Source organism: Ruegeria sp. CDSA241, assembly GCF_059611265.1.
Genome location: NZ_JBXWPF010000002.1, coordinates 119557 through 133822 on the forward strand (window position 1 = coordinate 119557; position 14266 = coordinate 133822).

Annotated in this window: 13 protein-coding genes; 3 read left to right on the forward strand and 10 right to left on the reverse strand. The window is 56.2% G+C overall.

Features of this window, described 5'->3' with window-relative positions; genetic code table 11:
• Positions 1 to 69 precede the first annotated feature (69 nt).
• Positions 70 to 303, forward strand: coding sequence for a sulfurtransferase TusA family protein (locus tag AC2FJV_RS02700; RefSeq protein WP_271946987.1), 234 nt, complete (start codon positions 70 to 72; stop codon positions 301 to 303).
• Positions 304 to 348: 45 nt separating this feature from the next.
• On the opposite strand, the gene AC2FJV_RS02705 is transcribed toward AC2FJV_RS02700, so the two are convergent.
• The 7 genes from AC2FJV_RS02705 to purC all read right to left on the reverse strand — a co-directional run bounded on the left by AC2FJV_RS02705 (position 349) and on the right by purC (position 9314).
• Positions 349 to 3084, reverse strand: a complete 2736-nt coding sequence (locus tag AC2FJV_RS02705; protein WP_496712532.1) for a ribonuclease E/G — start codon at positions 3082 to 3084, stop codon at positions 349 to 351.
• 506 nt (positions 3085 to 3590) lie between these two features.
• Positions 3591 to 4925 (reverse strand): sigma-54-dependent transcriptional regulator, encoded by a 1335-nt coding sequence (locus AC2FJV_RS02710; RefSeq protein ID WP_142633961.1) that lies wholly within the window; start codon positions 4923 to 4925, stop codon positions 3591 to 3593.
• Between the two features lie 12 nt (positions 4926 to 4937).
• The gene (locus AC2FJV_RS02715) at positions 4938 to 6716 is read right to left on the reverse strand and encodes a sensor histidine kinase (protein WP_281994657.1); all 1779 of its coding nucleotides are present in this window, start codon (positions 6714 to 6716) and stop codon (positions 4938 to 4940) included.
• Positions 6717 to 6752: 36 nt separating this feature from the next.
• Positions 6753 to 7421, reverse strand: a complete 669-nt coding sequence (gene purQ, locus AC2FJV_RS02720; RefSeq protein ID WP_496693201.1) for a phosphoribosylformylglycinamidine synthase subunit PurQ — start codon at positions 7419 to 7421, stop codon at positions 6753 to 6755.
• Positions 7422 to 7443: 22 nt separating this feature from the next.
• Complete coding sequence (gene purS, locus AC2FJV_RS02725; protein WP_142633967.1) at positions 7444 to 7674, reverse strand: phosphoribosylformylglycinamidine synthase subunit PurS; 231 nt, start codon at positions 7672 to 7674, stop codon at positions 7444 to 7446.
• A 95-nt stretch (positions 7675 to 7769) separates the two neighbouring features.
• Positions 7770 to 8429, reverse strand: coding sequence for a MarC family protein (locus AC2FJV_RS02730; RefSeq protein ID WP_496712534.1), 660 nt, complete (start codon positions 8427 to 8429; stop codon positions 7770 to 7772).
• 129 nt (positions 8430 to 8558) lie between these two features.
• Positions 8559 to 9314, reverse strand: coding sequence for a phosphoribosylaminoimidazolesuccinocarboxamide synthase (gene purC, locus AC2FJV_RS02735; protein WP_271946969.1), 756 nt, complete (start codon positions 9312 to 9314; stop codon positions 8559 to 8561).
• Positions 9315 to 9500: 186 nt separating this feature from the next.
• Between purC and AC2FJV_RS02740 the strand changes: the two genes are divergently transcribed.
• Positions 9501 to 9818, forward strand: a complete 318-nt coding sequence (locus AC2FJV_RS02740; protein ID WP_142633973.1) for a DUF1476 domain-containing protein — start codon at positions 9501 to 9503, stop codon at positions 9816 to 9818.
• Between the two features lie 117 nt (positions 9819 to 9935).
• A complete protein-coding gene (bmt, locus tag AC2FJV_RS02745; RefSeq protein ID WP_271946964.1) occupies positions 9936 to 10949 on the forward strand; it encodes a betaine--homocysteine S-methyltransferase in 1014 nt (337 codons plus the stop codon).
• Positions 10950 to 10954: 5 nt separating this feature from the next.
• Here the strand turns inward: bmt and AC2FJV_RS02750 are convergent, their stop codons facing one another.
• From AC2FJV_RS02750 to AC2FJV_RS02760, 3 genes are all read right to left on the reverse strand, one after another.
• Positions 10955 to 11731 (reverse strand): enoyl-CoA hydratase-related protein, encoded by a 777-nt coding sequence (locus AC2FJV_RS02750; RefSeq protein WP_142633977.1) that lies wholly within the window; start codon positions 11729 to 11731, stop codon positions 10955 to 10957.
• Between the two features lie 71 nt (positions 11732 to 11802).
• Positions 11803 to 12261 carry a cytochrome c-type biogenesis protein gene (locus AC2FJV_RS02755; RefSeq protein ID WP_142633979.1) on the reverse strand — a complete coding sequence of 153 codons (459 nt, stop codon included), beginning with the start codon at positions 12259 to 12261 and terminating at the stop codon, positions 11803 to 11805.
• Positions 12258 to 14222: a heme lyase CcmF/NrfE family subunit gene (locus tag AC2FJV_RS02760; protein ID WP_496693202.1), complete on the reverse strand. Its 1965-nt coding sequence runs from the start codon at positions 14220 to 14222 to the stop codon at positions 12258 to 12260. Before AC2FJV_RS02760 ends, AC2FJV_RS02755 begins: the two co-directional genes overlap by 4 nt.
• Between the last annotated feature and the right edge of the window lie 44 nt (positions 14223 to 14266).

Here is a 14266-nt window from a genome sequence, read left to right on the forward strand (position 1 = left end):
GGGGCCATTCGGTCACATCCTCGTGGTTGCACGCTGGACACCGTCTGAAAGTGGAAATATCTCAGGTACATGTCAAACCAAACCGAGACACTGGACGCGTTGGGGCTGCTGTGCCCTCTGCCCGTCCTGAAGGCCCGTAAACGGCTTAAGTCAATGCCCGCGGGAGCGGTCTTGAAAGTGCTGGCGGATGATCCCGCTGCAGTCATTGATGTTCCACATTTCTGCATGGAAAGTGGACATCGCTTGCTGTCACAGGAAGAATCTGACGGGCATCAGGTCTACACCATCCAGAAGTCCGTTTGAGACCCGTCAAATAAAAAGGCGGGCTCTGAGGCCCGCCTTTTCAAGTTACTGGCCCAACGACCACCAACCGCGCCGTTTTGGCTTGGCAGGCTCCGATGGCGTTTCCGGTTCATCCGCAACCACTTCCAGCACAGGCTCTGTGACTTCTACTGTTGGTTCCTCAGTGGCTTCAACCGCAACAACCTCTTGAACAGGCTCTGCCGCTTCCGGCGTTTCTTCTGTCGGCACGGCAGTTTCCGAAACCGTTTCCTGTTTCGGTGCTGCTTCGGCTTCGACAGTTTCGATTTCTGCCGGAGCTTCCGTTTCAGCTTCGACCTTGGCCTCTGGTTCAGCTTCGACGACCTGTTCGGTTATCGTCTCGGCATCTTCGGCGTCCTTCTTCTTGCGACGCGGAGCCCGGCGGCGTTTAGGCTTGGCAGGCGCTTCTTCCTGCGTCTCTTCCACCGCTACTACGGCATCTGTTGCAGGTTCTTTCACAGCTTCCTCGGACGCTTCAGCTGTATCTTCATCAGCCTCTTGCCCGTTAGAATCCTGCCCCTCGGCACCACCATTGCCCTTCTTGCGACGACGCCGACGGCGCTTGCGCTTGGGTTTGGTTTCATCTTCAGCCTGCGGCGTTTCTTCTTCGACGGTCTCTTCTTCAGAGGCGTCGACCATTTCCATCAGCGTGGCATCAACCGATACAACCGGCGCACTGGCTTCGGGAACAATCCGGCTGGCGGTCTTGAACTTCTCCATCGAGAAATCAGGGCTTACCAGATGCACATCCCCTTCGATGCGAACCGACAGACCATAGCGCGCTTCAATCTGTGCGATATGCTCGCGCTTTTGGTTCATCAGGAAGTTGGCGATGCTGACCGGGCAGCGCACCAGCACCTCGCGTGAGCGACGGCGCGTGCCTTCTTCCTCGATCTGGCGCAGAATGCTCAGCGCCATGTTGTCATCCGAACGGATCAGGCCGGTGCCATGGCAGGCCGGACAAGGCTGTGTCGTTGCCTCCAACATACCGGGACGCAGGCGCTGTCGGCTCATTTCCATCAGACCAAAACCAGATATGCGACCAACCTGGATGCGCGCACGGTCTGTTTTCAGTTTTTCTTTCAGGCGTTTTTCGACAGCGGCGTTGTTCTTCCGCTCGTCCATATCGATAAAATCGATGACGATCAGGCCGGCCAAATCACGCAGACGCAACTGGCGGGCTACCTCTTCGGCGGCCTCAAGGTTGGTCTTCAGGGCCGTTTCCTCGATCGAGCCTTCTTTGGTTGCCCGACCCGAGTTCACGTCGACCGCCACAAGCGCTTCGGTCACACCGATCACGATATAGCCACCCGATCTCAGCTGTACCGTCGGGTTGAACATCCCCGCCAGATAGCTTTCCACCTGATAGCGCGCGAACAATGGCAGCGCGTCTTCGTACCGCTGCACATTCTTGGCGTGCGACGGCATGATCATTTTCATGAAGTCCTTGGCGATGCGATATCCGCCTTCGCCTTCGACCAGAACCTCGTCGATGTCGCGATTATAGAGATCGCGGATCGACCGTTTGATCAGGTCGCCTTCTTCATAGATCTTCGCAGGCGCGATGGATTTCAACGTCAGCTCGCGGATCTGTTCCCACATACGTTGCAGATATTCGTAATCGCGCTTTATTTCGGATTTGGTGCGTTTCGCCCCGGCGGTCCGAATGATAAGACCCGCCCCTGTCGGGACGTCAATCTCAGCCGCAATTTCCTTAAGCTTTTTGCGATCAGGCGCGTTGGTAATCTTACGGCTGATGCCGCCGCCCCGCGCGGTGTTCGGCATCAAAACACAATATCGGCCAGCAAGTGACAAATAAGTGGTCAGAGCTGCACCTTTGTTGCCACGCTCTTCCTTGACGACCTGCACAAGCAGAACCTGGCGTACTTTGACGACTTCTTGAATCTTGTACCGGCGCGCGCGCGGTTTGCGCGGTGGACGGATGTCTTCGCTGTCATCTTCGTCGGCAACCGACTCAATGGTCTCGTCTTTTGCAGTGGCGTCCGTACGGGTGTTTTCTTCTTCGTCTTCGCCAGCCTCGTCAGGGGCGTCCTCGGCGTTGGCTTCAGCGCTTGTCGCGTCATCCGCGTCCGTCTCAGTCGCGGTGCTTTCCTGCGCCTCGGCTTCTTTGTCCGTGCCGTCCTGATCAGCGCTAGCATCTGATTGGTCGACTTCTTCCGCAGGCGCGTCTTCAGTTTCTGCGGTTGCTTCTTCCGCCTCCGGTTCGTCCGTCGGCTCTTCTACAGGAGTTTCTGCCACATGATCGGCCGGAGATGTTCCTTCTTCTACAGAAGGATCATTGGCCTCATCGCTCTCATCCAGGTCAATCGTTTCCATGCCTGTGGGTTCGGACGAGACTTCGACCGATTCCACTGCATCATCCGATTTGATATCGGCAGCCTTGGCGCGCGAGCGCGAACGGCGTCTTTTGGGCTTGGTTTCCTCAGCCTCATCACGCGCACGCATTGCCTCGGCATAGGCGCGCTCTTCTTCCATCAGAGCTTCGCGATCAGCGACGGGAATCTGATAATAGTCGGGATGAATTTCCGAGAACGCCAGGAATCCGTGGCGATTTCCGCCATAGTCAACAAAAGCTGCCTGCAGCGAGGGTTCGACCCGTGTAACTTTTGCTAGATATATGTTGCCAGCAAGCTGACGTTTGTTTTCGGATTCAAAATCGAATTCCTCGACCTTGTTTCCGTCAACCACCACGACGCGGGTTTCTTCCGCGTGGGTGGCATCGATAAGCATTTTCTTAGCCATGTTTCCTTAGTGCACCGCGCCAAACGCGTTGTCCTAACCCGTCCAGGAGGATGGGTGCTTTTGGGGTGGTGTCTTGTCAGGGCGATTTCAGACGGCGCGCTGCAGGGTCTGGCACTATGGCCCCCTGCCCGTACACTCAGTCGTTGCGCGCGCGTCATCGCGGTTCTTCTCCGACAGGCGCGAACAACCGCTGCCTGCCCATTTATTCCTTTCGCCCGCTTTTCTGCGGGCTCAGGCGTTCAATCACCCCGTTAAGGGGCACAATCGGTCTGCTTGGCCAGTGTGGGACCTGGTCTCCACCAGTGGCGTAGCAGCGAATCTCAAAGATCGGGACTTTTCGGCGCCAAATCCGCCCAGCCCGTCTGGTTACAATAAAAGCAGTCCTGTGGAAAAGACAATGGGCAAACTGCATTGAAGACCCCGACCACCGGTCGGGATCTGGTTATCCAGCTAAAAACATTACTTGGTATCACCCAAAGGGCCACAAAGGCATCGCCTCAAGCCCGTCACAGGTAATCGGAACGTTGCAGGCCATATTTGGCCATCTTCTCATTCAATGTCCGACGCGGCAGGCATAGTTCATCCATAACCGAGGCAATCGATCCCTTATGTCGCCGCATGGTATTGTCGATCAGCATCCGCTCGAATGCCTCGACATATTCCTTGAGCGGCTTGCCTTCGGTCGTCATCACGGGCTGCATTTCTTCGTGATCAGACATCAACAGAGACGCGATCGTCCCCGATCCGCGACGGGATTGCAGCACGGCACGTTCCGCGATGTTTATCAGCTGCCGTACGTTTCCGGGCCACGGCGCTTGCAAAAGCTGAGCTGCCTCTTGCGCACTGACCTGAGGTGCATCGCAGCCGTATTCTTCAGCGAATTGCTCGCTCAGCCGTGTGAACAGGGTCAGAATGTCTTCACCGCGCTGACGCAGCGGCGGCATTGTGATCCGCAATGCTGCAAGCCTGTAGAACAGATCAGGGCGCAGAACGTCCTCGCTGGTTTTCCCAGCTTCCTGCAGGTTAGAAATGGCGACGATGCGGGTTTCGGCAGGTGTGCCCTGATCGTTCATGACACTCAGCAGTTTCGCCTGAAGCGTATCGCTGAGCGCCTCGACATCCTCCAGAACCAGAGTTCCACCCCGGGCTTCCTCAATCGCGGGCAACTGGCTGTCTTCTGGCATCATCGGGCCGAACAGACGCTTTCCCAAGGCCTCTTCTTCGAGGGCAGCACACGAAACCAGAACAAATTTTTTGCCTGCGCGACTGCCAACAGCGTGCAACGCATGTGCAACCAGGGTTTTCCCGGTGCCGGTTTCTCCGTCGATTAGAACATGACCGTCAGCCTGCCCCAGATCCAGAATATCCTCGCGCAGGCGCTCCATCACGGGGCTGGCACCGATGAGCTTGTTCATGATCTGAGTGCCACCGGACAGCTCGCGGCGCAGGGCCCGATTGTCCAGCGTCAACCGGCGGGCATTGCTGGCACGTTTGGCCAGTTCGGACATCCGATCCGGGTTAAACGGCTTTTCGAGGAAATCAAACGCACCCACGCGCATGGCCTCGACCGCCATTGGCACGTCACCGTGGCCTGTGATCATGATCACCGGCAAGGTGCTGTCCGCGCCCATCAGCTTTTTCAACAGCTGGATCCCGTCCATACCAGGCATCTTGATGTCCGATATGACGATACCCGGATAATCCGGACCCAGAACTTTCAGTGCATCCTCGGCGCTGGAAAAGGTTTCAGTGTCATATCCCGACAGTGCCAGCCATTGGCTGATCGACTGGCGCATGTCCTGTTCGTCATCAACAATGGCGATTTTCATGGCCTGTGCCATATTCATTCCTCGTTATTCAGCGGCCTCAAGGCCATCGCTTCCAAGTATCGGCAGTTGCATCTCAAACACCGCGCCACCGTGCTGGCTGTTGCGCGCGGTCAGCCGTCCCCCATGGTCGTTCACGATACCGGATGAGATGGCAAGCCCCAGACCGACTCCATCGCCGGGTTGTTTGGTCGTATAGAACGGCTCAAACAGGTTTTCGATGTCTTCAATCCCATAGCCATTATCGCGTACAGTCAGCACCGCCTGGTCACCCGCGGCCAGTATGATTTCAACATCCGGTTCCGATACAGACTTGGTGGCGTCCAAGGCATTACGCAAGAGGTTCACCATCACCTGTTCGATCCGCATGCGGTCGCCCATGACTAGTACGCTTTCTTCCGGCAGTATCTGCGTAATCTTGACGTGCCTCTGTCGCAGTTGCGGCTCCATCATGGAGAGGGACGAAGCGAGCGCTTCGCCAAGGTTAACTGGTGAAAACGCATCCGCACCCTTGCGGGCATAGGACTTGAGCTGGCGTGTTATTGCGCCCATTCGTTCAATCAGACCGTCGATGCGGCCAAAGCTGGCCAGCGCCTCTTCGGGGCGGTTCCGTCGCAGCAGCAAACGCGCGCCGGCAAGATAGGTCTTCATTGCAGCCAAAGGTTGATTCAGCTCGTGGCTGACGGCCGCAGACATCTCGCCCAGGGCTGCGAGTTTCGAGCTTTGGGCCAGCGTCTGCTCGGCTACTTCCAGCGTCTTTTCAACCCGTTCCCTCTCAGCGATTTCCCGCTGTAACCTTGCGTTCAATGCGCGAAGCTCTGCCGACTCGCGCTGGAACAAGGCCATTCTGAACGTGGCCCTACGGCTGAGCGCATAGAAGGCAAGCGCCAACAGAATCGCAAAACCCATGATTTCCAATGCAAGAACGCTGTTTACCTTCTCACGGATCGAGGCGTAGGTCGTGAACGAGGTCATCGTCCAGCCGCGGAATGGAATGCGTGTCTCCATGCGGATCACCGCCTCGCCCTGCAAATAGGCGTCGGGGGGCAGAGCCGTCCAATCGGTCGTGGCCCTGATAGCGCGCTGGATGGCACTTTGCGGCGGCTGCCGCAGCATGGCAGCCCCCTCCTCTACTCCGCGCCATTGCGGTTCGGTTGACAGAATAATGGTGCCCGTACTGTCAGCGACCAGAACAGCATCGGAGATACCTGCCCAGGCGCGCTCAAATTTTTGCAGATCAACCTCGACGACTATGACCCCAAGGATGTCCGACGAGGCCTCCATCCGGCGCGAATAGATAAAGCTGTAACCACCGGATTCCTTTTCAATCACGGTGAAGATGGTCGAGTTTGACCGAATGGAATCTACAAAATACGGCGCGTTCCGGTGCGTCTCGCCCAAACGATTGCGATCGGTTGCGGCCACAGACCGGCCATCCCGATCCAACAGCATCAATGACGCGGCGCCTATCTCTTCGACAAAAGAAATAAGTCGCTGCGTGGACAGTGTAAAATCGCTGGATTGCAACGCCGAGATCAGCGTCGGATCCCGTGCCAGCAGCTGCGGCACAATCGCATTTCTGCGCAGCTCGCTCAGCAGGTTCCCGGAATACAGAGCAAGGCGCAGCTCGGCCCGGTTTCGCGTGGATTCAGTAAACCGATCCGTCAGCAGACTGTTGGTTATCCATATCGTCGCAACCGTTACCAACAAAAGCACCAGAACAGCCGCGCGCAAAGGCCAGCCAAGAGGCGCAGCGCGGAGCGGTTTGAACAGTGCAGACCAGGTAGAGCGTGTGTCGGAACTCATCCCCGAAAGTTACGCGGGCTAAGATGCAAGCTCAAGTCACGCAGGTGCGACGATGCCCGACAATGCGCGAAACAATGCCGTTCCATCGGTGCCACCATGCCCTTCGTCTGCCGCTCGTTCGGGATGCGGCATCATACCAAGAACACGGCGGTTTTCAGACAGAATGCCCGCAATGTCGCCAACCGAGCCGTTCGGATTCTCGGTATAGGTGAATGCGATCCGGTCGTGATCCCTGAGCGTGGACAATGTAGCCTCATCCGCGAAATAGTTTCCATCATGATGCGCAATCGGAATGCCGATCACTTCGCCAGCGCTATAGCCTTGGGTAAAGGCACTGTCGCTGGTTGCGACCTTCAGGCCTACGGTACGACAGATATATTTCAGGTTCGCATTGCGCAGCAGAGCTCCGGGCAGAATTCCGGTCTCGGTCAGGATCTGAAACCCGTTACAGATACCAACGGCGTATCCGCCACGCTCGGTGTGGTCGACCACGGCCTTGCAGATCGGGGATTGTGCGGCAATCGCTCCGCAACGCAGGTAGTCTCCATAAGAAAACCCGCCGGGGACACCAACAATGTCCACGCCCTTGGGCAGAGCAGCATCTTTATGCCAGACCATGTCTACCTGAAATCCGGCCTGTTCAAAGGCAACGGCAAGATCCCGATCACAGTTGGAACCGGGGAAAACGATGACAGCTGCGCGCATGGCTAGCCCTCCTGCAAGCGGTTCAGACCAGTTCGATCTCGTAGCGTTCGATGACCGTGTTAGCCAGCAGTTTTTCGCACATCTCGGTGACGTCCGATTCCGTCGCACCCTCGGCGAGTTCAAGATCAATCACCTTGCCCTGACGGACGCCTTCGACCTGATCAAAACCCATGGCACCCAATGCGTGGCGCACCGCTTCACCCTGAGGGTCAAGTACCCCGGTTTTCAGCATCACATGCACACGTGCTTTCATTTACTGCAACTCCAGCTGAGGGCCGGTATTTGAGGCCCGTTCCGTTGTGCGCGGGGATAGCGCGACTGTCGGCGTTCGACAACCCTTGTCAGCACCTACTCGGAACCCTTTAGCGCGGGATAATGCGTATCTATTGCGTTGAAGGTCCCTGTCAGAACCATTTCAACCGCTACGGCAACCAAAATGATGGCCATAACACGGGTGATCACATTGATCATTGTCGGCCCAAAGAACCTGGAAATAGGGTCAGCGAATAACAATCCCAGCCCGACAATAGCGCAGGCAATCAAAACGGCCGCCCCCAAAGTTACTACCTCGGCGCCGTCGGGCAAACTATGCGCGAACACAATGGTTGTCGCGATAGTGCCGGGCCCAATCGTTAACGGGATAGCCAGGGGAACAACCGCAATGTTCTTCTTCTGCGCGCCATCTTTAACGGCTTTCTGATCGCTTTCTGACCGGTCGGACGCGTTCAGCATCGACATACCAACCCCAAGAATGATCAACCCACCAGCGATGCGAAAAGACGGAATGTCGATACCGAAAAGCGCCAGAATTTCTTCGCCGATCAGTACCGAAATCAGTGATACAATCACAACCGTGGCTGTCACAACCATTGCAACGCGTTTACGTTCTCGCGGGCTATACCCCTCGGTCATGCTGAGGAAAATCGGGATGCCGTATAGCGGGTTGAAAATCGCCAGCAGCGCAGCGAGGAACTTTAAAAATACTGCCTGATCAAATAGCTCGGCCATTTTTATTCACCCGATTACGCTTGTTCAACAAACAATGCCGGACAAGCTGCGGCCCTGTCAAATACCCGATCTCAAATAAAAACGCCGCCCAATATCGGCGGCGTTTTTGCGTTGTTCTTCGGCTTTCGATCAGTTGATCAGGGTCGGTTTGGACACATTGCTTTTCGGCAGAACGCCTAGGCGACGCGCAACTTCCGAGTAGGCGTCGGTCAGGCTGCCCAGGTCGCGGCGGAATACGTCCTTGTCTAGCTTCTGGCCGGTTTCGATATCCCAAAGACGGCAGCTGTCTGGGCTGATTTCATCCGCTATGATCAGGCGCTGGAAGTCACCTTCATAGACGCGACCGATTTCAATTTTGAAATCGACCAGACGAATGCCAACCGCCAGCATCACACCGCTCATGAAATCATTCACCCGCAATGCGAGGCTAAGAATGTCTTCCATGTCCTGCTGGCTGGCCCAGCCAAAGGCGGCGATATGTTCTTCGGTGACAAGGGGATCACCCAACGCGTCGTCCTTGTAGCAGTATTCCACTATCGGGCGCGGCAGCTGTGTCCCCTCGGCAATGCCAAGGCGTTTGGACATCGTGCCAGCCGCGAAATTGCGAACAATAACTTCAAGCGGTACGATTTCGCAGTTGCGGACCAACTGTTCGCGCATGTTCAGGCGACGGATGAAATGGGTCGGCACACCGATTTGATTCAACCCGTTCATAAAGTATTCGCTCAGGCGGTTGTTCAGCACACCTTTCCCGTCGATCACGTCCTTCTTTTCAGCGTTGAAGGCAGTGGCGTCATCCTTGAAATACTGCACGATTGTACCCGGTTCAGGGCCTTCATACAAAATCTTGGCCTTACCTTCGTAAATTTTCTTGCGACGCGCCATAAGCGACCTTTCCAGACTGTCGCGAGGGAAAAAGTTCCTTCGCCTTGGCGCTCTCTTAGTCCAACCCCCACCTTCCCGCAAGTTCCGAGGACCGAGAGGCTTTGACGCAGCGCAAATACCTTGCACCCGGATCGTCGTATCGTCATATCATTAAGGAAAGAACTACCAACCCAAGGGGTCCAACTGATGACTACGTTTGACGAGCGCGAAAACGCATTCGAAGCTAAATTCGCCCATGATGAAGAAATGCAGTTCAAAGCACAGGCGCGTTGCAACAAACTGCTTGGCCTTTGGGCGGCCGAAAAACTGGGCAAAACCGGTAATGAAGCCGATGAATACGCAAAATCCGTTGTGATTTCAGACCTGGAAGAAACCGGGCACGAGGATGTCGTGCGCAAAGTTTCCGGCGATCTCGGGGATCTGTCTTCGGATGACGATATCCGTGCAAAAATGGCCGAGTTTCTGGTCGAGGCCAAAGCACAGGTTCTCAACGAAACCAACTAAGGTCTCCCCGCAATATTCATGATCTTCATGAGATTTATGAATTTGATTTGACGCCCCGGTCATGAGACACGGGGCGTCTCGCATTTTAGCGCGGCTCGCCAGTTTCGGAATATTCTTATGACAAATGCGCTCAGCAAACTTCTGGACTCCAACACGACTCTTTTGGCGGATGGAGCAACAGGTACAAACCTATTCAACATGGGCCTGCAGTCGGGCGACGCGCCCGAGCTTTGGAACGTCGATGCACCGGATAAAATCCGCGCGCTGTATCAGGGTTCGGTGGACGCAGGCAGCGACCTTTTCCTGACCAACACATTCGGCGGGACATCTGCGCGTCTCAAACTGCACGAGGCTCAGAACCGGGTCGCTGAACTGAACCGCGCAGGCGCAGAACTTGGCCGTGAGGTTGCTGACAAAGCCAACCGTCCGGTTATCGTCGCGGGATCGGTCGGACCAACCGGCGAGATCATGCAGCCTGTTGGCGCCCTGTCCCATGCCGATGCCGTGGAAATGTTCCACGAACAGGCGCAGGCATTGAAGGACGGCGGTGTCGATGTTCTTTGGGTCGAAACCATCAGCGCCCCAGAAGAGTTCAGGGCCGCGGCAGAAGCCTTTGCGCTGGTCGATATGCCTTGGTGTGGCACGATGAGCTTTGACACGGCTGGCCGCACAATGATGGGTGTCACATCCGCCGACTTTGCTCAGTTGGTTGAAACGCTCCCTAACCCGCCGGTTGCCTTTGGCGCAAATTGCGGGACTGGCGCGTCTGATATTCTGCGCACTGTCCTTGGATTTGTCGCACAAGGTACGGAACGGCCGCTGATATCAAAAGGCAATGCCGGTATTCCGAAATATGTGGATGGACATATTCATTATGACGGCACGCCGGAACTGATGGGCCATTATGCGACCATGGCGCGAGAGGCTGGCGCAAGCATTATCGGCGGATGTTGCGGCACAATGCCCGAGCATCTGCGGCACATGAGAGCTGCGCTTGACGGTGCCCCGTCCGGTATACGCCCAACCCTTGATCAGATCACAGACGCGCTGGGCCCGTTCTCATCCGCAACTGACGGGACTGGCGAGTCCGCCCTTCCGGAACGGCGCGTGCGTAAACGCCGCCGCGCCTGACAACCTCAACGCCCTTCGAATTTCGGGGGGCGTTTTTGCATGAAGGCAACGACGCCTTCGGAAAAGTCTCGGCTGCGGCCACATTCACCTTGCAGATGCGCCTCTGCCTCGAGCTGTTGCGGCAGAGTGTTTTCATAGGTGCCGCGAATAGCCTTTTTGATGGCGCCAAACCCTGAGGTTGGACCTTTGGCCAGATACATGGCCCGCTTGCGCCAATGCGCTTCGAACTCCGCGTCGGGAACGGCTTCCCAGATCAGGCCCCAGTCGTCGGCCTGTCGAGCACTGATCTTATCGGCAAAAAGAGCAGCGCCCATGGCTTTGGCGAACCCCATCTGGCGCGGCATAAACCAGGTGCCTCCAGCGTCGGGCAACAGGCCGATACGGGCAAAAGCCTGCAGGAAATAAGCACTCTCCGTCGCGATTACGATATCCGCGCATAGCGCCAGATTGGCCCCTGCCCCCGCAGCAGCGCCATTTACTGCGGCGATTGTTGGAACCGGGCAATTATAGATTGCTTCAAGCATGGGCTCGTATTCGTCGCGCAGCGTGCGCTCAAGATCAATCTTCCCGGTGCTTGAGGCATCACCTAAATCCTGACCCGAGCAAAAAGCGTTTCCCTTACCGGTCAAAACAATCGCGCGGGCATGGGTGGCAGCGTGTTTCATCGCGTGCGTGACTTCGGCCCGCAACTGAGCGGTCATTGCGTTCAACTTCTCTGGGCGGTTCAGAGTTACCACTGCCAGATCATCCGCAATGTCCAACAGGATCGCTTCGTATTCCATCCACCCCTCCAAGGTTCGCTGCGCCTGCGACCCTGCCTCAATTTCCAATGAAGGAAAAGGTGAACCGAAGGTCAATCTTTGAGGATTTCGCGTAATCGTTCTTTCTCGGCGTCGCTAAGGAGGCCGTCACCTTCCCTTCGGTCCTGTTCCGCCGATCTTTTGCGTAAAAAGCTGAAACCAGTCGCCACAGCGATCAAAAGCATGATCGGACCGGCCAGCCACAAAAGGATGTTCGATCCTGACGTTGTTGGCCTTAGCAAAACATATTCGCCGTAGCGATCAACGATAAAGTCAATCGCCTGTCCATCTGTATCGCCGGCCACCAGGCGTTCGCGCAATAACAGGCGCAAGTCACGGGCCAATCCTGCATTGCTTTCGTCTATGCTTTCGTTGCGGCAAACCAGACAGCGCAAGCCGGAACTCAGATCCCGCGCCCTCTGTTCCAGGATCGGATCATCAAGCACCTCGTCAGGTTGGACAGCCATGCTTGGCGTTGCCAATAAAAGCAGTATCAGTAGAAACCGTTTCATTCCGCCGGAACCCCCTGCGTCGGCGTCTTGCGCGCGCCTGCCGCAACGCGAAAACGCCTGTCGCACAGGCTAAGAACGCCACCGAGCGCCATCAGTAGGCACCCGCCCCAAATCCAATTCGCTAAAGGCTTGATATAAGTCCGCACGACCCAGCCACCATTTGTCTGCTGATCTCCAATGACGACGTAAAGATCCCTGAGAAACCGATAGTCAATCGCAGCTTCAGTTGTTGGCATCCTTGAAACTGGGTAGTCGCGTTTTTCCGGATGCAGTGTTGCGATTGTTCGACCGGCCTGTTCGACCTTAACATCGGCTGTGGTTGAGAAATAGTTGGGCCCCTCGACATTCCGAACCTGTTCAAGTGTCAGGGTGAACTGGCCAACCTCGAAAGGCTGCCCCGTCTGCGCAACGCGGATATCCTCGACCTCCCATGCGGTCAGCCCGGCGATGGCAAAGATCGTAACCCCCAGTCCGGTATGGGCTGCAGCCTTGCCCCAATCGGCACCGGGTAGTCTGAACAGACGCTGCAGGTTGTTTTTTCTTCCAGTACGGCTCCAAAGGTCCACAATAGCGCCAAATGTGATCCAGGCCCCCAGAAACAGCCCCACGGGTCCCAATGCGCTGCGACCGGTCTGCATGACCCAAACGAGCAAGCCAAGCGCAACCGCCAGAAGGAATGCGAACCGCAACGAATGCGCCGCCTTGCCAAGCTTTCCACGTTTCCACGGAAGCATTGCACCAAGCGGTAATACAATCCCCAGCGCAACCATGAACGGTGTGAACGCCGCATTAAAGAACGGCGCGCCGACCGAGAGTTTGCGATCAAATGCCATCTCGGCCACCATCGGCCACAAGGTTCCGAAGAACACAACGAAACAGCTGACCGCCAATAGAATGTTGTTCAGCACCAGGGCGCTTTCGCGGCTGACCATACCAAACACGCCCTTGGCCTCCATCGCTTGCGCGCGTGCCGCATAGAGTGTCAACGCACCGCCAATGAAGACCACAAGAATGATCAGGATAAACACGCCGCGTTCAGGATCATTGGCAAAGGCATGTACCGAAGTCAAAAGCCCCGATCGCACAATGAACGTCCCGATCAGCGAAAAGCCAAAGGCGATAATCGCCAGAAGGATGGTCCAGCTCTTCAGCGCTTCACGCTTTTCGACCACGATAGCAGAATGTAACAGGGCTGCCGCCAATAGCCACGGCATGAAAGAAGCGTTTTCGACCGGATCCCAGAACCAGAACCCGCCCCAGCCCAGCTCGTAATAGGCCCACCAGGATCCAAGCGCGATCCCAATAGTCAGAAAAATCCATGCGGCCAGCGTCCAGGGACGCACCCACCTCCCCCAAGAGGCATCCACGCGCCCTTCGATCAGCGCGGCCACTGCAAAGCTGAATGCCATGCTCAGGCCGACATAGCCCAGATACAGAAACGGCGGGTGGAATGCCAAACCTGGATCTTGCAATAATGGGTTGAGATCCCGCCCATCGAACGGGGCGATAATCAGACGGTCAAATGGGTTCGAGGTGAGCAGGATAAAAGCGTAAAACGCCACCCCTACGGCCGCCTGAACCGCCAGCACGCGCGCTTTGAGAGTCGGAGGTAACCCTGCGCCAAAAAAAGCGGCCATGGCCCCGAAAACTGCGACGATCAGGACCCACAGTAACATTGACCCTTCGTGGTTGCCCCACGTGCCGCTGATTTTATACAGCATCGGTTTGGCGGAATGGCTGTTTTCAACCACTATCCGCAATGAGAAATCAGAGGTGGTAAAGGCCCAGACCAACGCCGCGAAAGAGAAGGCGACTAACAGAAACTGTGCAATAGCGGCGGTTTCTGCAAAGGACATCCAGCCAGTCCACCGTTTCGCCGCCCCTATCAGCGGAATGACCGTCTGAACGATGGCGACGAGAAAGGCGAGTATCAGCGCGAAGTGACCAAGTTCTGTAATCATGGTCCCGCATATATTCCTGTTGAGGGACAATCACCAATCACTTT